The following is a 26,676-nucleotide window of genomic DNA, read 5'->3' as shown; positions in this document are numbered from 1 at the left end:
TTATCTAAACTATTAAAACCGCAGCAATTGTCTTCAAAGTATTTTTTTGAGAAAAAACGCGGTCTGTTTATAGGATTGGAAAAGGGAACTCGGCTGCTAAGAGCTGACTTATTAGTTTGAAACCTCGATTTATAAATGAAAGGACTACAGGATGTTTTTCTCGTAGGCAATTATCCTGAAAAATATTGGTGAATGTTTATTCAAGCTGTTGTTTCACTAAGCGTGGGATTACTGCAAATACTGTCCTAGGATCAAAAGTTTATTGAAGTGCAAATAGAAGCCCGCCTCACCGGCGGTCTTCCTTCTTAACTCCCCCTATACACCTGATAACCAAACGGCGACAGCAAGAGCGGGATATGATAATGTGCATCTGGATCTGAAAGCTGAAAACGGACGGTGACTATGGTTAAAAATGGCTGGTCGACCGTATTCACGTTTTTATTCGCAAAATAGTCTCCTGCATGAAATTCCATCACATACTCTCCGGACACCAGCTCTTCACCAGCCAGCAGAGGGACATTGGCTCTGCCGTCATTGTTAGTGTAAACCTCTTTCATAATACTTTCGCCCAGCCGCTTCAATTCAATTTTTACGTTCGCCGCTGGTTTGCCGCAGGTTAAATCTAAAATATGGGTTGTCAGTTTTCCCATCAGGCTTTCAGGCTCCGACATTTTTCAGCGGCTTTCTGTTTTTCTTTCTCGGCGTCTTCTCTTGTCACGGTAAAATGTTGGAAACCGTATGGCGGGCGCGGTTCGGTGTAGACTTTTCCTTGTGAGCCCGGGATTTCTTCGACAACCGCATCCCACGTGTGATTTTGAGATTGGAAGCTGACATTAGTGAGCTGCGGGAACCTCGCTAATATTCTGCAGCCGATATGATAGATTAAGTTTTGGATTGAAGGGGTTTCGAGCTCGTGAAAAACTGTGCTCGCCAAGTCGCGGACTTGTTCAGCCGCGACGTAGCGGGCTGGATCAGAAGCGTATGCGTCATTTGTATTTTCATATTGCCAGCTGATGTTTAAATAGACAAACAGCGGGCGGTTGCCGTCTTCGGGAAGAGTCGTATATTCGTCCCGGATGAAGCCGACGAAGGAGTTGCCGCTCACCTTGACGAGCTGAAGATCCATGATTTCGCTGTATTGCTCTGTAATCGTTATGGTATTCCCGCTTCGTTCTGCTTTCAGCACAGAGCGGCTTCGTTCATTACGCGATCTTCTGAAGACGAGGCGGCTTGTGCTGAGCTCTTTCTCCTCGTATGCAGGCATTGCTTCAAACGGAATGTCTTCGCCAGTCAGAGTGATCGTGTCCATATGAGAATAGGTTTCTAAAAGTCGGTGAGCTACATAGTGTAGGAACCCCTCGGTTGTCGTTCCTTCATAGGATGCGAGATGGCGCTGGATAAAGTTTTTCATTGAATCCGTTGCCACGACGAGAGTGTTGTCTCCGTCTGTAAATGATGGCAGGAAGGCTTCTCCGCCAATTTCGCATGTCACATCAACGCCGACAACGGTATTGCTTCTCCCGGCAAAAGATGATTCTGGGATTTGCTTCACTCCAGTGAGCGGTTTTAAAAACGTTCTATATGCAAATACATTTCCTTTGCCATAAGACATAGTTCTTTTCATTTGCGTCTCTCCTTTTTCAGTGATGATGTCAGCCAGACGAAAGCGGGCGATTCGGTAAATTTCTATAAGGGCCTGCTGGAACTCCGTTTCTCGTTCGCTCTCAAGCCTTGCCAGAAGGGCTTGGTGAATGTCCTGTTTCGTCTTTCCCTTCACCGCTAAAATAAAAGGAAAGCCGAAGCGATCATAATAGTGTTCATTCAGCTTGAGAAACTCCTCGTATTCCTGCTGTTCTAATTTGTTGAGCCCCGCGTTCTGCTGTTCTCTTACCGAGTCACCGCTCATTGTTTTCTTTGTTCCGAGCCGGGGATGCTTTTTGATTAAATCAAGCTGTGTCTCGCGATCCGCGGCTTTTACAATGCCAGTCATTTTGCGGTGAAGATCAGAAAGGGACGTAAACGGCCGTAGTGCTGAGGATCTCTCCGCAATCCATGAAGAGTGTTCAAAAATAGAGCCAAGTGTGTCTGTCAGTGTTTGTGTATCCATTTGGTTCAGGTCATCCATTGTGAACATTGGCATCTTCCTTTACGTTTTTATGTCTGTGCCATTCGGCTGTTTGGTTTGAAAAAAAGCGTGCAGTGCAATGGCCGTCAAACTGCCGATCACAATTCCGCTTCCTGCCAAGACAGAGGCCGCGCCCGGAAGAGATGAAAACAACGCGGGAACTGTTGTAGCGCCAAGCCCTAAGCTGACGGAAGAGGCGATAATCAGCAGGTTGCCTTGCGAATCAAGGTCAACGCTGGATAGCATTTTGATCCCGTAAGAAATGACCATACCGAACATGACGATCATTGCGCCGCCGAGAACTGGGGTGGGGATCACTGTTGTCAGGGCCGCTGCTTTTGGAACCAGGCCGATCGCGACCAGTATGATTCCTGTGATGGCGATGACGTTGACACTTTTCATCTTTGAAAGCTGAACGATGCCGACATTCTGTGAGAAAGCTGTATAAGGAAACGCGTTAAATAAGCCGCCCAGCAAAATCGCAAGGCCTTCTGCCCGGTAGCCCTTTTCCAGATCCTTCTCCGACAGTCTGCGGTTTGTGATATCCGCAAGCGCAAAGTAAACACCTGTCGATTCAACGAGGCTGACAATCGCAACGAGAAGCATCGTGACAACAGCCGGCAGCTCAAAGGTTGGCGGTCCGAAATAAAACAGAGACGGAACATGAAGCCAAGACGCCTCCAAAACCTCAGAAAAATCGACCTTTCCCATGAAATATGCAGCGGCTGTTCCTGCGATAAGACCGAGTAAAATCGCTATGGAGCGGATAAAGCCTTTAAAGAAATAAAACAGCAATAAGATAAAAGCTGTGACGCCAAACCCGAGGAGTACGTTGTCGAGTGAGCCGAATTCTTTGCTTCCTTCACCTCCGGCCAGGTTATTCATTGCCGTTGGAATCAGGCTGATGCCGATGATCATGACGACTGATCCGGTTACGACAGGCGGAAAAAAACGGACAAGCTTCCCGAAGAAGCCCGCGGCTAAGACGACAATCAGTCCTGCGGCGATAATGGCACCATATATCGCTGGGACACCGTAAGTGCTTCCGATGGAAATCATCGGGCCGACTGCGGTAAACGTGCATCCGAGCACAACGGGCAGGCCGATGCCGAAATATCGGTTTCTCCAGAGCTGCAAAAGAGTTGCCGCCCCACACATAAACAAATCAATCGCGATTAAATACGTCAGCTGCCCGGCATTCAGCCCGATCGCCGCTCCGACGATCAGCGGAACGAGAATGGCTCCCGCATACATGGCAAGCATGTGCTGAAGCCCCAGCATCATCAGCTGTAAGGCATTGTGCTGTTCCTTCATCTTTTTTACACCTCTTTTTCTAATACGAGTGTATGTTCTAATACCGGAAGTTCTGTTTTCTGAGCTGTTTTGTCTTTTTTGCCGCGCAAGCTGAAAAATAGATTCAAAAAGATAGCGGTCAGGCTGCCAGTGATGGTGCCGTCACTGACCAGAATCCGGATCGGAGCGGGGAATTCAGCAAAAATCCCGGGGGCCGTGCTGGCGCCGATGCCGAGTGCGATTGAGCATGCGATGGTCAGGAGGTGGTATTGATTTTTGAGATCCGCTGTGCTGAGCATTTTGACGCCGGAGGCAATCACCATGCCGAACATGACGACGGTCGCGCCGCCAAGTACAGCAGCAGGAACGGCAGAAGCAAGGGCGGCAATCTTCGGAATCAGTCCGAGACAGACAAGAATACAGCCTGCGGTAACGACGATGTTTCTTGTTTTCACTTTGGTCAGCTGCAATAAGCCGGCGTTTTGAGCAAAGGTATTATAAGGAAAGGCATTGAACAGCCCGCCGATGAGAATGGCGATTCCTTCCGCTCGATAGCCTTTGACGAGGTCTTTTTCAGTTAAAGGTCTGCCGCATATCTTTCCGATTGCGTAGAAAACGCCGGTTGATTCCACAATAATGACGATTCCGACGATCAGCATGGTTAAGATCGGACCGATTTCAAACGTTGGGGCTCCGAAGTAAAAAGGCTTCGGGATATGGAAGAACGGTGCTTCTGTAACAGAAGAAAAGCTGACTTTGCCCATGATCACTGCTGCCGCTGTTCCGGCGGCGATTCCGATCAGAACGGACAGTGTTCGGGCAAATCCTTTGAGAAAGCGGTTGAGGACTAAGATCAGAACAAGGACACCGACAGAGAGAAGAAGGTTTTCGAGCGAACCGTATTCGGGGTTGGCACTGCCGTTTATTTTTTCGCCGCCAGCCATATTTTTCACACCTGTCGGAACAAGTGAAAGGCCGATCAAGGTCACAACGGTACCTGTTACGACAGGAGGAAATAACACAGTCAGCTTGCCGAAAAAACGCGCAAACAAAAAGATGAACACACCGGCCGCGATGATGGAACCGTAAATCGCGTGAATGCCGTTATTGTTGCCGATTGCAATCATCGGGGTGACGGCCACAAATGAACTGCCAAGCATGACGGGAAGCCCGATGCCGATGTATGCTCCGCGCAAGGTTTGCAAAAGCGTCGCGATGCCGCACGTTAACAGGTCAATCGCCAATAGGTAGGACAGCTGTTCAGTTGTTACATTCAGCGCCCTGCCGACAAGCAGGGGCACCAAAATCGCACCTGCATACATGGCGAGCACATGCTGCAGGCTAAGCGTAAACACCTTAAACGATCTTTTTTTCACTATAGTCCCTCCTTGTATGTGAACTTTAGTAACATGATATCGTGCCGATCGAGGGGTGTCATTGGATACAGTAGCTGAAAAAGACAGGTGTGATTGCTGAAAGTGACGAAAAATGATTCATTTTGTAAGAAAATATAACAAACATTAGCTGATCAGCCGCTGCATACGTAAGGCAAGCCGCAAACGCATCGTTGTTTCAGGATCTTTTAAGCTTTTCCCCAGCAGCTCTTCGCATTTTTCAAGGCGGTATATGACCGTATTGCGATGAACGTACAGACGCTTTGCTGTCTCTGAAATTTGGCAGTGTGTCTCTAAATAGACGGAAAGCGTATGAAGCAGGCTTTGATCCTCCTGCTGTTTTTCAGCGAGGCTCTGAAGCGTGGAGTTGTAAAATTTCTTTAAATCCTCAACCGGGAGCAAGCGCAGAAGCTCAGGCACATCTTTGGCGTGATACACCTGGATAAATGCGGTGCTTCTTGACAAATGCCCCGATTGCAGAGCATCAGAAGCTTCTGTGAAAGCGTCGGGAACATCAATGAGCTTTTGGCAGATATTGCTGATGCCAAAGGACACGGTTCGTTTAAATTGAGCGCTGACCTGTGTTTGAAACTGTTCTAAAAAGCTGATCACCGAGGCGTGCATTTCACTCCAGCTGTCTGTCGCCTCGATTAAAATAATGCCGACATTTCCTTTCATAAAGAAGTGAGGCGGAAACGGGAAGGCTGATAATTCACCTTCAAGAAATTCGAATACGCTGTCGGAAGCGAGCTGATTTTCTGTAAAGCTGATTGATTCGTCATTGCGATCGAGTTTGCCGGCAATGCACATGTATTTTTGATCCCAGCGCAGCTTGAATTCTTTCGCCCGGTTTTTGATTTCGTCATCTGAAGAAAAGGACCGCTCAATAAAATTGTTGAAAAACTCATTGCGGGCCCGCCGGCTGAACTGTTTCAGCGCATTTTCCTTCAGCAGTTCAAAGGAAATGACGTTGGCTGCTTGTTCAATAGTGAGGATCAATCCTTTATCGCCGGCCTGCACCATGTCCGGTATCAGCAGGTAGCCGCAGTTTTTTTCGTGATTATAAATAGGCAGGACAGAATATGTTTTCTGATCTGAGATTGTAGAGAAACAAGTAAAAAACGGCCCGGATACGGTATTCAGGGTGCCTTTCAGCTTTTCGGTCTCAACTGAAATCTGATGAGAAGCAGACAGCATTTTGGCATGCTGGTCAAGCAGCAGCACGGGAAGCTGAAGGAGGTCTGACACCTTTTTGAGGAGGGATTGCAGCCCCTTGCCGCTCATAATGTGGTTTGTGAATTTTTTATGCGCGTAAATGGCTTGCTGCAGCTCGTTAGAACGCATATCGAGAATATGGCTGAGTGTGGCATTCACAATATCGCCGAGTCGGATGTGTTCCGGAAGCTCAATGATCGGAAACGCACATGAATCGGCCAGTTCAATGATTTCCTTCGGGATATCTTCCAGATAGCGCTTTGTTTTAATGCCGAGGCCCGCGCAGCCGCGTTTTGCCATTTGCCGAATCAGTTCAGATAATTGATGCGGGTGATCCTTCAGGTGATAGGCGGTGGTGACGAGCAATTCATTCTTATGCAAAAAGTCTGCGATATCCGGAGCGTCCATCATATTGACATGCTGAACCTCTCTTTCCCCTCCTGCTTTTCCAGCGATTAAATTGGCGTTTTCAAAAGCCGGTATTTTCATCACATCAAAAATATTCATAGCGCATTCTCCTTTTCTATAAAAACATTGGTTAAGGTGAATAATTTTCAATAGGAATTCTAGCGGTTTTGCTGATGTAATACGATCATAGTAGCAGTAAACTGTGGAAAATAGAACTGATTGTGTGACATAAACTGACATGAAAAATCATTATCCTTATATGGGGGGATCAATATGGCTTACGATATGGTGATAAAAGGTGCGAAGGCAGTTACGCCAGATGGCGTTATAGAAGCTGATATTGCAGTTCAAAACGGTGTCATTGCCGAGATAGGTTCTGACATTGAAGCAAGCGGGACGGAAATCATCCAGGCAGACGGGAAATACGTGTTTCCTGGTGTGATAGACTGCCATGTTCATTTTAATGAACCGGGCAGGGAGGATTGGGAGGGGTTTGAAACAGGTTCTCAAATGATGGCCGCAGGCGGCTGCACCACCTATTTTGATATGCCGCTCAACTGTATTCCATCAACTGTGACGGCAGAGCATCTTCTCTCAAAAGCTGAGCTAGGCAGGCAAAAATCTGCCGTGGATTTTGCGCTATGGGGCGGCCTTGTGCCAGGCCATATCGAGGACATCCGTCCAATGGCTGAAGCGGGAGCGATCGGGTTTAAAGCGTTTTTATCAAAGTCAGGCACTGATGAGTTCCGCTCTGTTGATGAACGGACGTTGCTCAAAGGCATGGCAGAAATCGCGGCTGCAGGAAAAATCCTCGCTCTCCACGCGGAAAGTGACGCGATCACAAGCTACTTGCAGATGGTTTTGGCCAATAAAGGAAAGGTGGACGCGGATGCGTACGCCGCCTCCCGCCCGGAGGAAGCAGAAGTTGAAGCGGTGTATCGCACGATTCAGTATGCGAAGGTGACAGGTTGTCCGGTTCATTTTGTCCATATCAGCACGGCGAAAGCGGTCCGGCTGATCAGAGAGGCGAAACAGGAAGGTCTTGATGTTTCGGTTGAAACATGCCCGCATTATGTCTTGTTCAGCCATGACGATTTACGGCAAAGGGGCTCTGTCGCAAAATGCGCGCCTCCGCTCCGGTCACGGCAATCAAAAGAGACGCTGATCGAGACGCTCATTGCCGGGGATATTGACATGGTTTCCTCAGACCATTCCCCCTGCCGTCCATCCTTGAAACGGGAGGATAACATGTTTTTATCATGGGGCGGAATCAGCGGCGGGCAGTTCACTTTATTAGGAATGCTGGAACTGGCGCTTGAGCATCAGATTCCGTTTGAAACCATCGCAGAATGGACAGCGGCGGCCCCTGCAAAACGATTCGGCCTTCAGAAAAAAGGGCGGCTTGAGGCGGGGTGTGATGCAGATTTCGTGCTCGTCAGCATGGAGCCGTACACTGTTACAAGAGAATCGATGTTTGCAAAGCATAAAAAAAGCATTTACGAAGGACATACATTTCCCTGCAGCATTTCGGCCACTTACAGCAAAGGCCGGTGCGTGTACAATGATGGGGAAAAAGTCACTGAAATTGACGGAGCTCTGGTCGTTCCTTCGTAAGCCCGGCGGATTTTACCGCCGGGTTTTTTGATTTCCTCCGTTCTAGTTTTTAAAATCTCATCAACGTGGTATCTTTTTTTAAAGGAGGCGGAGGCAATGGAGCATGTCAAATACATACTTAAGCAATCCTGGTCGCGCCATTCGAGCTCTAAATGGACGGAAGAATGCCCGTCATGCGGCCAATGCGGCGTGACGGCATTGGTGATTCAAGACCATTTCGGCGGCACGATTTTCAAAACAAAAGTCGGTGAGAGCTGGCATTTTTACAACAGCATCAATGGTGTGATGTTCGATTTTACGAGTGAGCAGTTTCAGGCGCCTATTGATTATCAGCATATTCCTTCCTCAAGAGAAGAGGCGTTTTTAGATACGAATGAGGAACAATATCAGCATCTTCGCTCTGCATTTTCCCGCCATATGAACAGCATTTCCGAGGAAACCTGAAAACACGTGTGATAAACTGGAAGAGAGGTGAATGAGTGTGATTTATATCGGACTGACGGGGTGGGGGGATCATGACAGCATCTATCCGCCGAAAACGGCCAGCCAGAAAAAATTGCAGGCCTATTCCTCCCATTTTCCGATCGTGGAATTAGACGCGAGTTTTTACGCGATTCAGCCGGCGCGCAATAATGAAAAGTGGGTGAAGGAAACGCCCGAAACCTTCCAATTTATCGTGAAAGCATATCAGGGCATGACAGGGCATCAGCGCGGCGAAATTCCCTTTGACTCAAAAGAGGAGATGTTTGATGCGTTTAAGGTGTCTTTAACGCCATATTTACATAGCAATAAGCTCGCCATGGTGCTGTTTCAATTTCCGCCGTGGTTTGACTGCAAGAAGGAGAATGTCGCCTATTTGAGATGGTGCAAGCACCAAATGGGAGATATCCCTTGTGCGCTTGAATTCAGAAACCGTTCCTGGTTCTCGCCGCCATTTTATGAGCAGACGCTTTCATTTATGAAAGCGGAAGGCTGGATTCACAGTGTCTGTGATGAACCACAAATCGGAGAAGGCAGCGTTCCGACTGTGTTGCGCGCGACCGATGAAAACAAAACGCTCGTCAGATTTCACGGACGCAACAAGCAGGGCTGGATGAAGCCTGATGGCGGGAAAAACTGGCGGGAGGTCAGGTACTTATACCGCTACAACCAACAGGAGCTGGAGGATTGGAAAAAGCACCTGAATGAATTGCAGCAGCAATGTAAGGATGTTTTTGTTCTGTTCAACAACAATTCCGGCGGTGACGCCGCGGATAACGGCAAGCAGATGCTTGAACTGCTTGATATCGAGTACAGCGGACTTGCTCCGAGACAGCTCGATTTATTTTAGAAAAGAGGTTTTTACTGATGTCGTTTGTGATTTTGGTCGTCCTGGGATTAATCGCAGGTACGGTAGGAAGTCTGATCGGGCTTGGCGGCGGAATTGTCATTGTGCCGTCTCTGATGTTTTTAAGCACAGTGACGGAGCTGTTTCAGGATGTGACGCCGCAGGTTGCGATTGGAACTTCGCTTTTGGTCATTATTTTTACGGGTCTTTCTTCAACTTTGGCTTATATTAAATATAAAACCGTTGATTATAAGAGCGGGCTCATTTTCTTTATCGGTTCAGGTCCCGGCAGCATGATCGGGGCTTACGTGTCAAAGCTGTTCAATTCAAACTCGTTTTCCGTTTGGTTTGGCATTTTTATGATTCTGATTTCATTATCCTTAATGCTGAAAGCGAAAGCCCGGCCAATCAACAAAGCGCACAAAGGCATTATTCGGACATTTCAGGATGATGCCGGTGAGCCTTATACGTACTCATATCAGGCCCCTGTCGGTATTGCCATTGCCTTTGTTGTCGGTTTTTTAGGCGGACTTTTCGGTATAGGCGGCGGATCACTGATGGTTCCGGCGATGATGCTGTTATTTCTGTTTCCGCCGAAGGTTGCGGTGGCAACGTCCATGTTTATTATTTTCCTGTCTTCTATGACAGGGTCTGTTTCACATATGATTTCCGGGCACGTCAATTGGCTGTACGCCCTCGCGCTTGTGCCCGGCGCTTGGTTCGGCGGAAAGCTTGGCGCCGCCATCAACAGAAAAATGCAGACGAAAACGATCGTTATGATCATGCGGATCGTATTGATTTTGATCGGCTGCCAGCTCATTTATGAAGGCATTTTCAGCTGAACGATTAGGGAGAGATATTATGAAGGAGAAGCTCCGCTTATATCATACAAATGATTTGCACAGCCATTTTGAAAACTGGCCGAAAATTGTAGATTATATCGAGCAGAAAAGAAAAGAGCATCAGTCAGACGGCGAAGAGACGCTCGTTTTTGATATTGGCGATCATCTAGATCGTTTTCAATTCGTGACAGAGGCGACATTCGGAAAAGCGAATGTCGATCTCTTAAACCGCCTTCACATTGATGGAGCGGCGATCGGCAATAACGAAGGGATTACGCTTCCGCATGAAGAGCTTGCTGCCTTATATGATCATGCTGAATTTCCTGTCATCGTCTCTAACCTGTTTGATAAAAATGGAAACCGTCCGTCCTGGGCGGTGCCTTACCATATCAAATCATTGAAAAACGGTATGTCCATTGCTTTCTTAGGTGTAACTGTGCCGTATTATCCTGTTTATGACAAGCTGGGGTGGACAGTAACGGATGCCCTTGAAAGCATAAAGGAAACCATTCTGGAAGTGAAAGGGCAGGCTGATATTATCGTTCTGCTGTCACATTTAGGCATTCTTGATGATCAAGCAGTGGCTGAAGCGGTGCCTGAGATTGATGTAATCCTCGAATCACATACCCATCATTTGCTTGAAGATGGACAAGTGGTTAATGGGGTACTGCTGGCCAGCGCCGAGAAATACGGGCATTATGTCGGCTGTGTAGAAATCACGGTGGACAGCGTACAGCGAAGCATCATCAGCAAAACGGCTTCTGTGCAGAACATGGCGAAATGGACAGGAGAATCCGCAGAAACAAAAGCGTTTCTCAATGAAAAAGAACGTGAAGCCGAGGAGAAGCTGTCCGATGCCGTTGCAGAGCTTGCACAAGATGCTGAGGTGAAGTGGTTTGGAGAATCAGAGCTGCCTTTGCTTTTGGCATACGCCTTAAAGGAATGGTGCGAGACGGACATCAGTATGGTCAATTCAGGTGTCATTCTCGGTCCGCTTAAAGCAGGTCCTGTGACAAAGCTGGATCTGCACCGAATCTGTCCGCATCCGATCAACCCGGTGGCTGTCCGCCTGACGGGAGAAGAACTGAAGGAAACCATTGTCCATGCCGCTTCCGAACAAATGGAGCAGCTCCGGATCAAAGGACTCGGCTTCCGCGGAGAAGTGATGGGGAAAATGGTGTATGCCGGCGTTGAGGTAGAAACGAAACGGCTCGATGACGGGATCACCCACGTCACCCGGATCACGCTGAACGGGGAAGATATTGAAAAACATAAACAATACTCCGTTGCGGTGCTTGATATGTTTACGCTCGGCAAACTGTTTCCGTTGATTCGCGACGCTGCAGAAAAAGAATATTTTATGCCGGAATTTTTGCGGGATCTGCTTGCTTGGAAGCTTGCGCAATAAGGCAGTCAGCCCACAACAAGCTGTGCCCTTCATCATAAAGTGATGAATGAAGGGAGTGGTTGACGTGGTAAACCTGACACCGATCATGATAGAAGGACAGCCTTTTACAGCTGTGACAGTAAAGCTTCCCAAAACGAATTTTATGGCCGTCACCAATGATCACGGATACATTATGTGCGGCGCGCTTGATGTGGCGCTGCTGAATGAAAAATTAAAGGAGCGCGGCATCGTGGCGGGGCGGGCAGTTGGTGTCCGCACCATTGACCAGCTGTTAGACGCACCTTTAGAATCCGTCACGTACGCCGCGGAAGATCTTGGCATTCAAGTCGGCATGAGCGGCAGAGAAGCGCTTTTAAAAATGGTGAAATAAAATAAATTGGCTCCGGCTATTACTATGTCCCCTCTTACAAGCATACATTGTGATATGTAAGGGGGGATTTTCTTGCCAAGATATCGCGGCCCTTTTCGCAAGAGAGGACCTTTGCCTTTCCGTTACGTGATGCTCCTGTCCGTTGTCTTTTTTATCCTGTCAACAACGGTCAGCCTTTGGATGATCAATGGCTCGATCAAACCTGTTTTAATGGACATCGGCGAGATGGAAACGAAGCGTATAGCGACAGAGGTGATCCAGGATTCGATTGAGGACTATATGTCTGACAGTGAAAATATGAAAGATATGTTTCAAATGAATTCTGATGAAAACGGAAACTTAACGACAATCGATTTTAATACACAGGTTGTAAACAGTGTGAAAACAAAAGTGACAAAGCAGCTTCAGGCTCATTTGAAAGAGATGGAAACCCATACCGGACACAGCGGCGCCAGTGAAAACATTATGATCAACATTCCGCTGGGACAGGTAACCGGCAACAGCCTTCTTGGAAACCTCGGGCCGAAAATCCCGGTCCGGTTCAATTTAATCGGTGACGCTTTTACAGATGTCAAAACCAAAATCAAGCCGTATGGCATAAATAACGCACTTATTGATATCAGCATCTTTGTCGAAATTAAAGTGAAGGTCATCATTCCATTTGCCAGCAAAACCGCTGTCGTCACAAATAATGTTCCTGTATCGATTAAAGCAGTGCAGGGCGAAGTGCCGCAGTTTTATAATGGAAGCGGCGGCTCGGGTGTCACGCCTTCTGTCCAGCTTCCGAGCAGCAAAGAAGACGGTGCCGATTCAAAAAAAGAAAAAAGCAGCAAATAAGCCGCCTGTTGAAGAGGCGGCTTTTTGTTACTTCTTTTTTTGGTATTCATATCGCTCCCACGCCCTCAAATGCGGGTATGGATCAAATGACCATTCGGTTCTTCCGTTATCTTTGTACATGCCATAGTGCAGATGCGGCGGGAACTTCCCGGCGGTTCCCGGCGGGCCGTATCCGGAGCTGCCGACTGATCCGATCACTTGGCCAGGCTCAACGATTTGTCCTGTTTTAATCCCTTTGGCAAACCCATTGAGATGGGCAAAATAATGATACGTATTGTTAATGTCCCTGATGCCGATTCTCCATCCTCCGAAGCGGTTCCAGCCCTTCATTTCAACTACGCCGTAACATGTGGATTTGACAGGAAGGCCGTAATGGGCAAAGATATCCGTACCTTCATGAATCCGCCTTCCTCCGAAGCCGCGGGCATCTCCCCACGTGCTTCGATAGCTGTAATCGGTTCTGATCGGAAGCGGGAATGCATGCTCGCCCAGATCAATATGGCCGTAGGCTTTAAACAGCTTCATGAATTCAGATATGATCCCCACTGTCTGATCACGCCGGTAATAATTCCAAAGCCCGATCCGGATGTTGTCTTCATCTGTGCCATACGACAGTAAGTATTGGCTGAACGTATACAAAATATCTTCATCGTTGCTGACCTCGGCTTTCCCGTCTCCATCGCCATCCATTCCGATTCCGTCAAACACTTTAATGCTTAACGGCGCATCGTCTTTCGGATTCGGGTTTTCAGGCCCGCTCCAGATGTCATCGGGTATATAGATGCTGATGATTCCCGCCTTGTCAGGCAGATCTTTCCGGTTGCTCCGCACGTTTTCCTCGTATTGATCAACAGCGGCGAGCGCATACCAAGGGATCTGCGTCACAGCTTCGATTTTATGATATAATTCCATCCGTTTCGACAGCACTGGATCTGAAAGTTTTTTTCCAGACGCAGAAGGCTCAAATGCAAGCAAAAGGAGAAGAAGAGCTGATAACAAAACTTTCACAAAATAATCTCCTTTCATATTGAATACACATAGTTTGCGGCAACCCGGCTTAAAAATGTCAGTAATCATCTTCCCTTGTCGAGAAATTTTTCCTATGTTAAAGTGTCTAAAGAAAAGACTTTCTTTAGTTAGAAAAACATTATTTTTGTTGCAGAACTAAAACCTGCACCTTTCTCGTTTTCAGAATGTTTCGTGTCAGAAATTGAGTATATTGGATATTGGAGATGATGGGAATTGGCAAAGAAAGACGAACACCTCAGAAAGCCCGAATGGCTTAAAATTAAATTAAATACAAATGAAAACTATACAGGGCTCAAAAAACTCATGCGGGAAAACAACCTGCATACCGTATGCGAAGAAGCAAAGTGTCCGAATATTCATGAATGCTGGGCGGTCAGACGTACAGCGACATTTATGATTTTAGGTTCTGTTTGTACAAGAGCATGCCGTTTCTGTGCTGTCAAAACAGGCCTTCCAACTGAGCTTGATCTGCAAGAGCCGGAACGCGTAGCGGATTCAGTCGCGCTTATGAATTTGAAACACGCGGTCATTACGGCTGTTGCGCGTGACGATCAGAAAGATGGCGGGGCAGGCATTTTCGCGGAAACTGTCCGTGCGATCCGCAGAAAAAGCCCGTTCACAACAATTGAGGTGCTGCCGTCTGATATGGGCGGAAACTACGATAACCTAAAAACCTTGATGGATACACGCCCAGACATCCTGAATCACAATATCGAAACGGTTCGCCGCCTGACGCCAAGAGTCCGCGCGCGTGCGACGTACGACCGTTCATTGGAATTTTTGCGCCGTGCGAAGGAAATGCAGCCTGACATTCCGACAAAATCAAGTATCATGATCGGACTCGGCGAAACAAAAGAAGAGATTATTGAAGTAATGGACGACCTCTTGGCGAACAACGTGGATATTATGGCAATCGGCCAATATCTGCAGCCGACGAAGAAACACTTGAAAGTCCAAAAATACTACCATCCTGATGAATTTGCAGAATTAAAAGAAATCGCGATGCAAAAAGGCTTCAGCCATTGTGAAGCCGGTCCGCTTGTCCGTTCCTCTTACCATGCGGATGAACAAGTAAACGAAGCATCTAAAAAGCGTCAAGCACAAGCATAATGCCAAAACGCCAGATCATCTGGCGTTTTTGTCATTCCTATCGATTTTCATGTCCTGACGCGTTTCTCCATTGGCATTTTCATTCTCTGAGACAGGGCTTCCTTGCGGGGAGGTTTTCATTTCTTGAATCGTCCCCGACATGATCTCTCTGATATCCCTTGAACCAGAGCCGAGATTGCTGTAATTTTCGACGGACTGCATATGGTTTGGATTATCGGAAATATACACGTGATAGTATCGCGGTATCACGGAAGCCGCTGTTTTTTTCACCTGATCGGCGGTCAGCTCCCGGTTTTTAGAATCGGTTTTGTATACGACAAGCGCTTCTCGGTCAGTCACCAATGTCGCAGCATCTTGAATATGGGGGAGCTGAACCGTTAAACTTGATATCATGTGAGCGGTTTCTTCCCGGTTCATCACCGGCGTTTTCTGCTGGTCTCCGTCAAATTGTTCTTTTTGATAGCGGACATAGCCAAATTGTTCGTTCTCATTATGCCTGTTAAAAGCTTCGTTGCGGTCCGACACATGAATGGGTTTGGTTTGATTCTGCGTCTGATTCCGGACATTTTGGGCATTATCCAATCCTGCGCCTCCGCACCCGGATAAAAGTCCGGTCAGCAGGCAGAGGCTGACAGCGGTTCGTTTCATTTATAAATCCCTCCTCATGTGTAGGGTAGCCAAATCGCATGATTTATTCTTTAGCAATTGATGGGGACGGGGCAATGAATTATGATAGGAATGAGTGAAAAAGAGGTGAGATCATGATTCTTATTCAAAATGCCGAATTTGAATTGGTGCACAATTTCAAAGACGGCTTCAACGAAGAGGCTTTTAAAGCCCGCTACTCCGATATATTAAATAAATACGATTATATTGTGGGAGACTGGGGATACGGTCAGTTAAGGCTCAAGGGCTTCTTTGACGACCAGAATCAAAAGGCAACCTTCGAAACGAAAATCAGCACATTAGATGAATATATTTACGAATACTGCAATTTCGGCTGTGCGTATTTTGTCTTGAAACGGATCAGAAAATAAATATACACAAAGGGGATGCTGTCATGTATTTTGTTGACAGAAGCAAAATCGAGAAAACACTAGGGTTCTTCGAGCACCAGCTGGCGCTATTTGACTCACAAACAGACTGGCAGTCTGAAATCGGGGAATTGGCACTTCAGCGTATAGGCCATCTGTTAATCGAATGCATTTTGGATACAGGCAATGACATGATTGACGGCTTTATTATGCGGGACCCGGGCAGTTATGACGACATTATGGATATACTTGTTGATGAGAAAGTTGTCACGGAAAAAGAGGGTGCTGAGCTCAAGAAATTGATCGCCTACCGCAAAACGTTGGTTCAACAGTATCTGCTCGCTGACAGCGGCGAGCTTTACAGGCTGATCAAGGCGCATCAAACAGCTCTTCAGGACTTCCCGAAACGGATCAGAAGCTATTTGGAAACAGAGCTAGGGCCTGTTTCCGCGTTTAAATAACAACTGGAAAGCCACAGGAGTGTTGGATATGAAAACATATAAAGGGTATTTAATTGATTTAGACGGAACGATGTACAATGGCACGGAAAAAATCGAGGAAGCGTGTGAATTTGTCAGAACGCTGAAAGATCGCGGCGTTCCTTATCTTTTCGTGACAAACAACTCTTCGCGTACACCGAAGCAGGTAGCGGACAAGCTCGTGTCTTTTGATATTCCGGCAACAGAAGAGCAGGTCTTCACGACCAGCATGGCAACTGCCCAGCACATTGCACAGCAGAAAAAAGACGCGTCTGTGTATGTGATTGGGGAGGAAGGAATCCGCCAGGCGATTGAAGAAAACGGCCTGACATTTGGCGGAGAAAACGCGGACTTTGTCGTTGTTGGCATCGACCGTTCCATTACATACGAAAAATTTGCTGTCGGCTGCCTGGCAATCAGAAATGGCGCCCGCTTTATTTCCACTAACGGAGATATTGCGATTCCGACTGAAAGAGGGCTTCTGCCGGGAAACGGCTCACTGACATCGGTGTTAACCGTATCTACAGGTGTACAGCCTGTATTTATCGGCAAGCCGGAATCAATTATTATGGAGCAGGCGATGCGCGTTCTCGGCACAGATGTGTCTGAAACACTCATGGTCGGCGACAACTACGCCACTGATATTATGGCCGGCATTAACGCGGGTATGGATACGCTGCTCGTTCACACCGGCGTAACGAAAAGAGAACATATGACAGACGATATGGAAAAACCGACTCACGCCATTGACTCTCTGACTGAATGGATTCCATACATTTGAAAAAAGGGCGCCCTAAAAGGGTGCCCTTATTCTGTATGCCGCGCGCGGTGTGCAAGTCTGCTTGAAGCCGCGGCGGAAATCGCTCCGACGATGTCATCTAAAAAGGTATGGCATTCACCGGTTGATTTATCATTCAATCGTTTAAGGATTCCGGGTTTTTCTTTGTCGATGTAACCGTAGTTCGTAAACCCGATCGATCCGTAAATGTTCACAATGGAAAATGCCAGAACTTCATCTACTCCATATAGGCTTTCATCTATTTCCAGCATCGTTTGCAGCGGTTCAGACAGTTTTTTCTGCTCAGCAAGAACATCCAATTCAATGCCCGTTAAAATCGCGTTTTGCACCTCGCGTTTTGCGAGAACACGATTGACGTTCAGCGTGCATTCATCAATGGTTAAATCCGGATGATATTTTTTCTGCAGAAAAAAGACAAGCTCGGCAATGTCTGATACCTCAACGCCGCGCTCCTTCATCCGTGCTCTTGCTTTAGCTTCCATCTGACTGAATTGTTCGTTTTCTGACATCAGCTTCACCCAATCTTTTTTACTAGTTTATACAAAATGCTTGAGAAGTTTACGACTTTTTCTTGCGCCTTCTTCGGATTAAAATATGTATTCATAATTCCGGCTGTGTATGACTACGATGTGATGAGCCCTAATTCAACAGGCAGGTGATCATGGTGAAAGGTACAATAAAAGAAAAATACGGCATTCACATCAGGCAGCTTTCCATGTACCAGCACACATATCAATGCTTTCAGACGCCTAATTCATACTTTCTGATTGTCCCCGTTTCCCAATTCTCAGATACAGAGCTGGCGGAGCTTTATTACATGAGTCAGTATTTACAAGAACAAAGTGACCCATACGTTTCGGTTTTTATCTTTACAAAAGAAGGTGAGCTGACATTTGAACATGAGGGAAAAACGTACGCTCTGCTGAAGGCGGCCCCCCCTTATTCAAATAGGGCGTTCTCCATTGGAGCGGAGCTGGCGGAATTTCACCGAAAAGGCCGAGGATATCCATATGAGGTGAAGGCAGCCGGAAGAATCGGCCAGTGGAAGGATCTGTGGGGAAAACGAATTGATCAGCTGGAAGCATTTTGGCAGAGAAAGGTTCAGACCCCTCCGCATGAGCCATTCGATAAAAAAATGATCGAATCATTTCCATATTATTTAGGACTGTCAGAAAACGCGATACAATATTTAGTGGACACTGAGCTGGATGACAAGCCCCAAGCCGCTGATTCAGGAACGATATGCCATCAGCGGATGGAAAGGCATACATGGTCACCGGAATCATTGATCAGGATTCCGGCGGATTGGGTGTTTGACCATGCTTCCCGTGATTTGGCTGAATATATGAGGCATACGTTTTTGCATCACAGACAAGATTTTAATCAGCAGGGCTTTCTCTTTTTACAGGAATACGAGCAAGTCACACCGCTGTCTTCATTTTCGAAACGCCTTTTATACAGCCGTCTGCTTTTCCCGCTTCATTATTTTGAAATCGTGGAAAGCTATTACATGTCATCAGAATCAGAAAAGCATTATTTTGAAGAACAACTTGACTTCATTCTTAATGACTGTGGGCGTTATGAACAATTTCTCAATACAGCGCAGGAATTCATGAATATGCGGGCGCAGAAGCTGTTTGTTCCACGCGTCAGCTGGCTCGGCAAAGGCAGCTCAGGGTGAGGAGAAAATCTGACAAAAATAATTAGAAAATAAAGAATCTTGTCATATCAATGCGTTAAGCGTTTACATTCGCAAAATTCAGCCTAGTGCTGTCTTGTCAAAACAGTAGCGGGCTTATATAATGTTTGTAACTTATATGTCTGTTTTGAGTTAACAATTGTCTTTTTCAAGAGGACAATCAAAAGAAAGGTGGAGTTTTTTTGAAAGCGATTCGTGTAGGGCTTTTAGGTTTAGGTACCGTCGGAAGCGGTGTCGTTAAAATTATTCAAGACCATCAGGATAAGCTTATGCATCAGGTCGGCTGTCCGGTTACGATAAAAAAAGTGCTTGTAAAAGATTTAGAGAAAAAGAGAGAAGTAGATTTACCGAAGGAAGTGCTTACGACAGAAGTGTATGATGTCATTGATGATCCAGATGTTGATGTCGTCATCGAGGTGATCGGCGGAGTTGAGCAGACAAAACAATATTTGGTCGACGCGCTGAGATCGAAAAAGCATGTTGTCACAGCAAACAAGGACTTAATGGCTGTGTACGGCTCCGAGCTGCTTGCCGAAGCGAAGGAAAATGGATGCGATATCTACTTTGAAGCCAGTGTTGCCGGCGGGATTCCGATTCTGCGCACGTTAGAGGAAGGCCTCTCATCAGATCGAATTACAAAAATGATGGGAATTGTGAACGGCACAACAAACTTTATCTTAACAAAAATGATCAAAGAGAAAAGCCCATATGAGGAAGTGCTCAAGGAAGCGCAGGATCTCGGTTTTGCCGAAGCTGATCCGACTTCTGACGTGGAAGGGCTTGACGCCGCACGGAAAATGGCGATATTGGCGCGCCTCGGCTTCTCGATGAACGTGGATCTGGAAGACGTCAAAGTAAAGGGGATCTCCCAAATTACAGACGAGGACATCAGCTTCAGCAAACGCCTCGGCTATACAATGAAGCTGATCGGGATTGCTCAGCGTGACGGCAGCAAAATCGAGGTCAGCGTACAGCCGACACTGCTTCCTGACCATCATCCGCTTTCTGCTGTTCATAATGAGTTTAACGCTGTTTATGTATACGGCGAGGCTGTCGGTGAGACGATGTTCTACGGGCCGGGAGCCGGAAGCATGCCGACAGCGACATCCGTTGTTTCTGACCTCGTCGCTGTCATGAAAAATATGCGCCTCGGTGTAACCGGCAACAGCTTTGTCGGGCCGCAATATGAGAAAAACATGAAATCGCCGTCTGACATTTATGCACAGCAGTTTTTAAGAATTCATGTAAAAGATGAGGTTGGTTCATTCTCGAAAATTACATCTGTGTTCTCAGAGCGGGGCGTGAGCTTTGAAAAAATCCTTCAGCTGCCAATTAAAGGCCATGATGAGTTAGCTGAAATCGTAATTGTCACACATCATACATCAGAAGCTGATTTCAGTGATATTTTGCAAAACCTAAATGATTTGGAAGTCGTTCAAGAAGTCAAAAGCACATATCGTGTAGAAGGGAACGGTTGGAGCTAATGTGGAAAGGACTTATCCATCAATATAAAGAATTTTTACCTGTAACAGATCAAACACCTGCGCTAACTTTACATGAAGGAAACACACCTCTTATTCACCTGCCGAAGCTGTCTGAGCAGCTCGGAATTGAGCTTCATGTCAAAACGGAAGGCGTCAATCCTACGGGATCATTTAAAGATCGCGGAATGGTTATGGCTGTGGCAAAGGCAAAAGAAGAAGGCAATGACACGATTATGTGCGCGTCAACAGGTAACACTTCCGCTGCTGCGGCAGCATATGCAGCCCGTGCTAACATGAAATGCATTGTCATCATCCCGAACGGAAAAATTGCATTTGGAAAACTCGCTCAAGCTGTCATGTACGGAGCCGAGATTATCGCAATTGACGGAAACTTTGACGATGCGCTTAAAATTGTCCGTTCCATCTGTGAGAAATCACCGATTGCCCTTGTCAACTCAGTCAACCCTTACCGCATTGAAGGCCAAAAAACTGCTGCCTTCGAAGTGTGCGAACAGCTGGGGGAAGCGCCTGATGTTTTAGCGATCCCGGTCGGAAACGCGGGAAACATCACTGCGTACTGGAAGGGCTTCAAGGAATATCATGAGAAAAACGGCACAGGCCTTCCGAAAATGCGCGGCTTTGAAGCTGAGGGTGCGGCGGCAATCGTGCGCAATGAAGTGATTAAAAATCCTGAAACAATAGCGACAGCCATTCGTATCGGAAACCCGGCAAGCTGGGACAAAGCTGTAAAGGCAGCCGAGGAATCCAATGGGAAAATTGACGAAGTCACTGATGATGAAATCCTTCACGCATATCAGCTGATCGCCCGTGTAGAAGGCGTGTTTGCAGAACCAGGTTCTTGCGCGTCTATCGCAGGAGTGCTGAAACAGGTGAAATCCGGAGAAATTCCGAAAGGCAGCAAGGTCGTAGCTGTGTTAACAGGAAACGGACTGAAAGATCCGAACACAGCGGTCGACATTTCAGAAATCAAGCCTGTCACATTGCCGACTGATGAAGACAGCATCCTTGAATATGTAAAAGGAGCGGCCCGTGTATGAACGAAGCCGACATGCTGTTCTCTGTCACTGTTCCCGGAAGCACAGCTAACCTAGGCCCCGGCTTTGATTCAGTCGGAATGGCGCTCAGCAGATATTTGAAGCTGACCGTCTTTGAAAGCGACAAATGGTCTTTTGAGGCTGAAACAGAAACAGTCGCCGGAATTCCGGCGGGTACAGATAACCTGATCTATCAAGTGGCTAAACGGACCGCAGATTTGTACGGAAAAGAAATGCCTCCTGTCCATGTGAAGGTGTGGAGCGACATCCCGCTTGCACGTGGCCTTGGCAGCAGCGCCGCGGCGATTGTAGCGGCCATTGAACTGGCTGATGAATTATGCGGCTTAAAGCTGTCTGAAGCGGACAAGCTGCATTTAGCCAGTCTAGAAGAAGGACACCCGGACAATGCTGGCGCTTCTCTCGTCGGCGGACTTGTGATCGGCCTGCATGAGGATGACGAGACCCAAATGATCCGCGTCCCGAATGCTGACATTGACGTAGTCGTTGTCATTCCTTTTTACGAAGTGCTGACAAGAGACGCGAGAGACGTGCTTCCGAAGGAGTTTCCATATGCCGACGCCGTAAAAGCAAGTGCTGTCAGCAATATCCTCATTGCTGCGATCATGTCCAAGGATTGGCCGCTTGTGGGGAAAATCATGAAGAAGGATAGGTTCCATCAGCCGTACCGGGCGATGCTTGTGCCTGAGCTGTCAAAAGTAGAGCACGTCGCCGAGATGAAGGGCGCATATGGAACGGCTCTCAGCGGAGCAGGCCCGACGATTCTTGTCATGACCGAAAAAGGAAAGGGAGAAGAGCTAAAAGAACAGCTCGCGCTTCATTTCCCTCATTGTGAAGTAGACGCTTTGACCGTCCCGAAAGAGGGAAGTATAATAGAGCGAAATCCTTTATATCAAGTAAAAAGTGTATAGATCATGCCAAGCGTTCCTCAGCGTCAGCGGAGGGCGCTTTTTTTGCTGGAGATAAAGGAGTTTTTATTTAGAAAAACGAAATACATGTAAAAAGGAGGAGATGAATATGAAAAAGCTGATAACCGCAGACGACATCACAGCGATTGTCTCTGTGACCGATCCTCAATACGCCCCAGACGGCACCCGTGCCGCATATGTAAAATCACAAGTGAATCAAGAGAAAGATTCGTATACATCAAATATATGGATCTATGAAACGAAAACGGGCGGGTCTGTTCCTTGGACACATGGAGAAAAGCGAAGCACCGACCCAAGATGGTCTCCGGACGGGCGCACGCTTGCCTTTATTTCTGATCGAGAAGGCGATGCGGCACAGCTGTATATGATGAGCGCTGAAGGCGGAGAAGCGAGAAAACTGACTGATATCCCGTATGGCGTGTCAAAGCCAATATGGTCCCCGGATGGCGAATCGATTCTGGTCACTGTCAGTTTGGGAGAGAGAGAAAGCATTGATGACCGAGAAAAAACAGAGCAGGACAGCTATGAACCTGTTGAAGTGCAAGGCCTCTCCTACAAACGGGACGGCAAAGGGCTGACGAGAGGTGCGTATGCCCAGCTTGTGCTTGTCAGCGTAAAGTCGGGTGAGATGAAGGAGCTGACAAGTCACAAAGCTGATCATGGTGATCCTGCTTTTTCTCCTGACGGCAAATGGCTTGTTTTCTCAGCTAATTTAACTGAAACAGATGATGCCAGCAAGCCGCATGATGTTTACATAATGTCACTGGAGTCTGGAGATCTTAAGCAGATTACACCTCATCGCGGCTCATTCGGATCTAGTTCATTTTCACCAGACGGAAGGTATCTTGCTTTGCTTGGAAATGAAAAGGAATATAAGAATGCAACGCTCTCAAAGGCGTGGCTCTATGATATCGAACAAGGCCGCCTCACATGTCTGACTGAGATGCTGGACGTTCATTTAGCGGATGCGCTGATTGGAGATTCATTGATCGGTGGTGCTGAACAGCGCCCGATTTGGACAAAGGACAGCCAAGGGTTTTATGTCATCGGCACAGATCAAGGCAGTACGGGCATCTATTATATTTCGATTGAAGGCCTTGTGTATCCGATTCGTCTGGAAAAAGAGTATATCAATAGCTTTTCTCTTTCACCTGATGAACTGCACTTTATTGCCAGTGTGACAAAGCCGGACAGACCGAGTGAGCTTTACAGTATCCCGCTTGGACAGGAAGAGAAACAGCTGACTGGCGCGAATGACAAGTTTGTCAGTGAGCATACGATATCTATACCTGAAGAGATTCAATATGCTACAGAAGACGGCGTGACGGTGAACGGCTGGCTGATGAAGCCTGCACAAATGGAAGGTGAGACATCATATCCACTTATTCTCAACATACACGGCGGTCCGCATATGATGTACGGACATACATATTTTCATGAGTTTCAGGTGCTGGCGGCGAAAGGATACGCGGTCGTTTATATCAATCCGAGAGGAAGCCACGGCTACGGGCAGGAATTTGTGAATGCGGTCAGAGGGGATTATGGAGGAAAGGATTATGCCGATGTGATGCAAGCTGTGGATGAGGCTATCAAGCGAGATCCGCATATTGATCCTAAGCGGCTTGGTGTCACGGGCGGAAGCTACGGAGGTTTTATGACCAACTGGATCGTCGGGCAGACGAACCGCTTTAAAGCTGCCGTTACCCAGCGCTCGATATCAAATTGGATCAGCTTTCACGGCGTCAGTGATATCGGCTATTTCTTTACAGACTGGCAGCTTGAGCATGACATGTTTGAGGACACAGAAAAGCTCTGGGACCGGTCTCCTTTAAAATACGCAGCAAACGTGGAGACACCGCTTTTGATACTGCATGGCGAGCGGGATGACCGATGCCCGATCGAGCAGGCGGAGCAGCTGTTTATCGCTCTGAAAAAAATGGGCAAGGAAACCAAGCTTGTCCGTTTTCCGAATGCATCGCACAATTTGTCACGCACCGGACACCCAAGACAGCGGATCAAGCGCCTGAATTATATCAGCTCATGGTTTGACCAATATCTCTAATAAAAAAGCCAGGCTGATCAAATATCAGCCTGGCTGCTTTATTAAAAGACTTGTTCTACTTCAACGACACCCGGCACTTCTTCTAGAAGAGCGCGCTCAATTCCGGCTTTCAGCGTAATTGTTGAACTTGGGCAGCTGCCGCATGCGCCTAGAAGACGAAGCTTAACGATACCTTCATCTACGTCTACAAGCTCACAGTCACCGCCGTCACGAAGTAAAAACGGACGAAGTTTGTCCAGTACTTCCTGCACCTGTTCTTTCATTTCAACTTCAGTCATGACATTCGCTCCTTTCGTCGTCATAAAACCATTATATTCAGTGTAACAATAAAAATCTATTGTTTGGTTTGCAAAGTTGCTCTCCCTATTATAGCACATTCAGACTTCAACACAAAAACGGTTTTTTTCTATAAAAATGTCCTTTGGCTCTGTATACTTAAAAGAAAGGACTTGCATAGGAGAAGGGGGCGTTCACAAGTGATGAAACCAGTCATGCTAAGCGTATATGGGGCAGAAACCGTGTGTGCGAGCTGTGTCAATATGCCGACAGCCAAGGATACATACGAGTGGCTTGAGGCTGCGCTGAAAAGAAAATATCCAAATCAGCCTTTTGAGATGCAGTACATCGATATTTATGAGCCGCCTGACAATGAACATGCGAAAGAGCTTGCGGAAAAAATCAGAAATGACGAGTATTTTTATCCGCTTGTGCTCGTAGAAGACAAAATTGTCGGTGAAGGCAATCCAAAATTAAAAGACGTTTATGAGGAAATGGAGAAGCTTGGGTATACAGAAAACCGCTGACTTGATCAGCGGTTCTTCTCTATCATTAACCGTTATGGTGTTTATACATCCACAGCAAGCCGGATTTCAGCATACGCGGAACACGGCCGATCAGCGGACGGTCAGCAACAAGCCCGAAGCCGGCTTTTTTTCCGAGTGAACCGAGAACGCCTTTCAGCTTAAACTGCGGCATTGATTCAGGCAGGGCTTCTCCATTCCAGCGTTTTTGCAAGATTTGGACAATCTGCTCTGCTTGAGCCTCTGCCAGCTGGGCGCTCGGTGCATGAGGAAGGCTGGCGCAATCGCCGACAACGTACAGATGTTCATCACCTGGAAGATTGTGATGAGGCGTTAATACAATACGCCCTTGTGCGTCCTTCTCCACATCTAAGTCTCTGACGACTTTGTTTGGCTGGATGCCGGCTGTCCACACGATGGCGTCTGCAGAAATCGGATCATCGTGGTTATACACAACGCCTTCTTCTACTTTTGTGATATTTGCCCTGTTAATAATGCGGACACCGTGCTCTTCGAACCAATTTTGCACATATTTGCTTAAACGCTCGGGAAAGCTTGATAAAATGAGATTACCGCGGTCGAACAAAATAATGTTCAGGTCATCACGGCTTTCTCTCAATTCACTTGCAAGCTCAACGCCGCTTAAGCCCGCTCCGACAATGGCAACGGTGGCATTAGCGCTCAGATTATTCAGCTTTTGGTAGGTTTCGCGGGACTGATCGATGGTTTGAATACTGTAGGTGAATTTAGGCGCTCCCGGCACGTTGTGATATTTATCCTCACAGCCGAGCCCGATTACGGCGTCATCGTAAGAAATCGGTTCACGATCTTGGAACAGCACTTGTTTTTGTACAATATCAATTGATGTGATATCACCGTATTGGACATCCAGGCGAGGGTGCTCTGGGAATGACACTCTGATATGATGGTCAGAAATTGTGCCTGCGGCAAGAGCATAATATTCTGTTTTCAAGCAGTGATAAGGATTTCTGTCAATTAACGTGATTGAAACATCATCAGGCAGCTGGTTTGGCAATAAGCGATGAAGAACACGCATGTTCCCGTAACCTCCGCCGATCAAGACCAATTTTTTCATTTGAATTCCCCTTTAATCCGAAGAGTATGATAGACACATTGAAGAAAATACGAACTATGTAAAATAACATCTAGAATTATATCGAATTTGATCTAAAATCACAATAATAGTTTCAAAATAACCTACAATTTAGCCTGAAAACACAAATTAGTAAAACGTTATTTGAGAAATAATATGTTACGATAATAAATTTTGAATCATCCGTTGTCTTTGACGAATAGTGAAAAATTCGCGATAATGGACATATGT

Annotated in this window: 27 protein-coding genes; 17 read left to right on the top strand and 10 right to left on the bottom strand. The window is 46.9% G+C overall.

Annotation, left to right across the window (positions count from 1 at the left end):
• Nucleotides 1–305: 305 nt before the first annotated feature.
• The 5 genes from uraH to pucR form a co-directional block, all read right to left on the bottom strand.
• On the bottom strand, nt 306–650 hold the full coding sequence (gene uraH / locus AC07VD_RS00775) for a hydroxyisourate hydrolase (RefSeq protein WP_015384566.1): 345 nt from the start codon (nt 648–650) through the stop codon (nt 306–308).
• Complete coding sequence (pucL, locus tag AC07VD_RS00770) at nt 650–2,134, bottom strand: factor-independent urate hydroxylase (protein ID WP_494721612.1); 1,485 nt, start codon at nt 2,132–2,134, stop codon at nt 650–652. The genes uraH and pucL overlap by 1 nt, the downstream gene beginning before the upstream one ends.
• Nucleotides 2,135–2,146: 12 nt before the next feature.
• A complete protein-coding gene (gene pucK / locus AC07VD_RS00765) occupies nt 2,147–3,439 on the bottom strand; it encodes a uric acid permease PucK (RefSeq protein ID WP_124059035.1) in 1,293 nt (430 codons plus the stop codon).
• 5 nt (nt 3,440–3,444) lie between these two features.
• Entirely contained in the window at nt 3,445–4,794 is a 1,350-nt protein-coding gene (pucJ, locus tag AC07VD_RS00760; protein ID WP_217017058.1) for a uric acid permease PucJ, read from the bottom strand.
• A gap of 144 nt (nt 4,795–4,938) precedes the next feature.
• A complete protein-coding gene (gene pucR / locus AC07VD_RS00755) occupies nt 4,939–6,534 on the bottom strand; it encodes a purine catabolism transcriptional regulator PucR (RefSeq protein WP_128738194.1) in 1,596 nt (531 codons plus the stop codon).
• Between the two features lie 174 nt (nt 6,535–6,708).
• Between pucR and AC07VD_RS00750 the strand changes: the two genes are divergently transcribed.
• From AC07VD_RS00750 to yunB, 7 genes are all read left to right on the top strand, one after another.
• Entirely contained in the window at nt 6,709–8,049 is a 1,341-nt protein-coding gene (locus tag AC07VD_RS00750; protein WP_217017057.1) for an allantoinase, read from the top strand.
• A gap of 96 nt (nt 8,050–8,145) precedes the next feature.
• Entirely contained in the window at nt 8,146–8,493 is a 348-nt protein-coding gene (locus AC07VD_RS00745) for a YunG family protein (protein WP_128740703.1), read from the top strand.
• A gap of 37 nt (nt 8,494–8,530) precedes the next feature.
• Nucleotides 8,531–9,379: a DUF72 domain-containing protein gene (locus AC07VD_RS00740; RefSeq protein ID WP_003243895.1), complete on the top strand. Its 849-nt coding sequence runs from the start codon at nt 8,531–8,533 to the stop codon at nt 9,377–9,379.
• A gap of 17 nt (nt 9,380–9,396) precedes the next feature.
• The gene (locus AC07VD_RS00735) at nt 9,397–10,218 is read left to right on the top strand and encodes a sulfite exporter TauE/SafE family protein (protein WP_024572475.1); all 822 of its coding nucleotides are present in this window, start codon (nt 9,397–9,399) and stop codon (nt 10,216–10,218) included.
• Between the two features lie 19 nt (nt 10,219–10,237).
• Complete coding sequence (locus AC07VD_RS00730) at nt 10,238–11,626, top strand: bifunctional metallophosphatase/5'-nucleotidase (RefSeq protein ID WP_217017056.1); 1,389 nt, start codon at nt 10,238–10,240, stop codon at nt 11,624–11,626.
• A 64-nt stretch (nt 11,627–11,690) separates the two neighbouring features.
• Complete coding sequence (locus AC07VD_RS00725; protein WP_014665249.1) at nt 11,691–11,996, top strand: YunC family protein; 306 nt, start codon at nt 11,691–11,693, stop codon at nt 11,994–11,996.
• A 72-nt stretch (nt 11,997–12,068) separates the two neighbouring features.
• Complete coding sequence (yunB, locus tag AC07VD_RS00720) at nt 12,069–12,833, top strand: sporulation protein YunB (RefSeq protein WP_024573524.1); 765 nt, start codon at nt 12,069–12,071, stop codon at nt 12,831–12,833.
• A gap of 27 nt (nt 12,834–12,860) precedes the next feature.
• On the opposite strand, the gene lytH is transcribed toward yunB, so the two are convergent.
• Nucleotides 12,861–13,841 (bottom strand): L-Ala--D-Glu endopeptidase, encoded by a 981-nt coding sequence (gene lytH, locus AC07VD_RS00715; protein WP_130572813.1) that lies wholly within the window; start codon nt 13,839–13,841, stop codon nt 12,861–12,863.
• 234 nt (nt 13,842–14,075) lie between these two features.
• On the opposite strand from lytH, the gene lipA reads away from it, so the two are divergent.
• Complete coding sequence (gene lipA / locus AC07VD_RS00710; RefSeq protein ID WP_003222888.1) at nt 14,076–14,972, top strand: lipoyl synthase; 897 nt, start codon at nt 14,076–14,078, stop codon at nt 14,970–14,972.
• Between the two features lie 15 nt (nt 14,973–14,987).
• Here the strand turns inward: lipA and AC07VD_RS00705 are convergent, their stop codons facing one another.
• The gene (locus tag AC07VD_RS00705) at nt 14,988–15,620 is read right to left on the bottom strand and encodes a YhcN/YlaJ family sporulation lipoprotein (protein WP_021480537.1); all 633 of its coding nucleotides are present in this window, start codon (nt 15,618–15,620) and stop codon (nt 14,988–14,990) included.
• A 113-nt stretch (nt 15,621–15,733) separates the two neighbouring features.
• Between AC07VD_RS00705 and AC07VD_RS00700 the strand changes: the two genes are divergently transcribed.
• Genes AC07VD_RS00700 through nucF form a run of 3 tightly spaced genes read left to right on the top strand, consistent with a single transcriptional unit; the run spans nt 15,734 to nt 17,266 of the window.
• The gene (locus tag AC07VD_RS00700; protein WP_003228682.1) at nt 15,734–16,009 is read left to right on the top strand and encodes a YutD family protein; all 276 of its coding nucleotides are present in this window, start codon (nt 15,734–15,736) and stop codon (nt 16,007–16,009) included.
• A 23-nt stretch (nt 16,010–16,032) separates the two neighbouring features.
• Nucleotides 16,033–16,467, top strand: a complete 435-nt coding sequence (locus AC07VD_RS00695; RefSeq protein WP_015251303.1) for a DUF86 domain-containing protein — start codon at nt 16,033–16,035, stop codon at nt 16,465–16,467.
• A gap of 28 nt (nt 16,468–16,495) precedes the next feature.
• The gene (gene nucF / locus AC07VD_RS00690) at nt 16,496–17,266 is read left to right on the top strand and encodes a 5' nucleotidase NucF (protein ID WP_003243196.1); all 771 of its coding nucleotides are present in this window, start codon (nt 16,496–16,498) and stop codon (nt 17,264–17,266) included.
• A 26-nt stretch (nt 17,267–17,292) separates the two neighbouring features.
• On the opposite strand, the gene AC07VD_RS00685 is transcribed toward nucF, so the two are convergent.
• Nucleotides 17,293–17,793, bottom strand: coding sequence for a phosphatidylglycerophosphatase A family protein (locus AC07VD_RS00685; RefSeq protein WP_003243814.1), 501 nt, complete (start codon nt 17,791–17,793; stop codon nt 17,293–17,295).
• Between the two features lie 152 nt (nt 17,794–17,945).
• Here AC07VD_RS00685 and cotNH point away from each other — a divergent pair, with 152 nt between their 5' ends.
• From cotNH to AC07VD_RS00660, 5 genes are all read left to right on the top strand, one after another.
• A complete protein-coding gene (cotNH, locus tag AC07VD_RS00680; protein ID WP_101501428.1) occupies nt 17,946–18,965 on the top strand; it encodes a spore coat-associated protein CotNH in 1,020 nt (339 codons plus the stop codon).
• A gap of 200 nt (nt 18,966–19,165) precedes the next feature.
• A complete protein-coding gene (locus AC07VD_RS00675; RefSeq protein ID WP_003228694.1) occupies nt 19,166–20,467 on the top strand; it encodes a homoserine dehydrogenase in 1,302 nt (433 codons plus the stop codon).
• A complete protein-coding gene (thrC, locus tag AC07VD_RS00670) occupies nt 20,467–21,525 on the top strand; it encodes a threonine synthase (protein WP_076457683.1) in 1,059 nt (352 codons plus the stop codon). The genes AC07VD_RS00675 and thrC overlap by 1 nt, the downstream gene beginning before the upstream one ends.
• Nucleotides 21,522–22,451: a homoserine kinase gene (gene thrB, locus AC07VD_RS00665; protein ID WP_130572810.1), complete on the top strand. Its 930-nt coding sequence runs from the start codon at nt 21,522–21,524 to the stop codon at nt 22,449–22,451. The genes thrC and thrB overlap by 4 nt, the downstream gene beginning before the upstream one ends.
• A 106-nt stretch (nt 22,452–22,557) precedes the next feature.
• The gene (locus tag AC07VD_RS00660) at nt 22,558–24,531 is read left to right on the top strand and encodes a S9 family peptidase (RefSeq protein ID WP_494721613.1); all 1,974 of its coding nucleotides are present in this window, start codon (nt 22,558–22,560) and stop codon (nt 24,529–24,531) included.
• A 41-nt stretch (nt 24,532–24,572) separates the two neighbouring features.
• Here the strand turns inward: AC07VD_RS00660 and AC07VD_RS00655 are convergent, their stop codons facing one another.
• Nucleotides 24,573–24,908 (bottom strand): NifU family protein, encoded by a 336-nt coding sequence (locus AC07VD_RS00655; protein ID WP_010886606.1) that lies wholly within the window; start codon nt 24,906–24,908, stop codon nt 24,573–24,575.
• A 99-nt stretch (nt 24,909–25,007) separates the two neighbouring features.
• Between AC07VD_RS00655 and AC07VD_RS00650 the strand changes: the two genes are divergently transcribed.
• Entirely contained in the window at nt 25,008–25,334 is a 327-nt protein-coding gene (locus tag AC07VD_RS00650) for a YuzD family protein (RefSeq protein ID WP_217017054.1), read from the top strand.
• 25 nt (nt 25,335–25,359) lie between these two features.
• Here the strand turns inward: AC07VD_RS00650 and AC07VD_RS00645 are convergent, their stop codons facing one another.
• Nucleotides 25,360–26,427, bottom strand: a complete 1,068-nt coding sequence (locus AC07VD_RS00645; RefSeq protein WP_494721614.1) for an NAD(P)/FAD-dependent oxidoreductase — start codon at nt 26,425–26,427, stop codon at nt 25,360–25,362.
• Nucleotides 26,428–26,676 lie beyond the last annotated feature (249 nt).

It is taken from the genome of Bacillus sp. GW821-FHT01G09 (genome assembly GCF_059422205.1).
The sequence above is the reverse complement of the archived record's forward strand: the minus strand, read 5'-3'. Positions and strand labels throughout refer to the sequence as shown.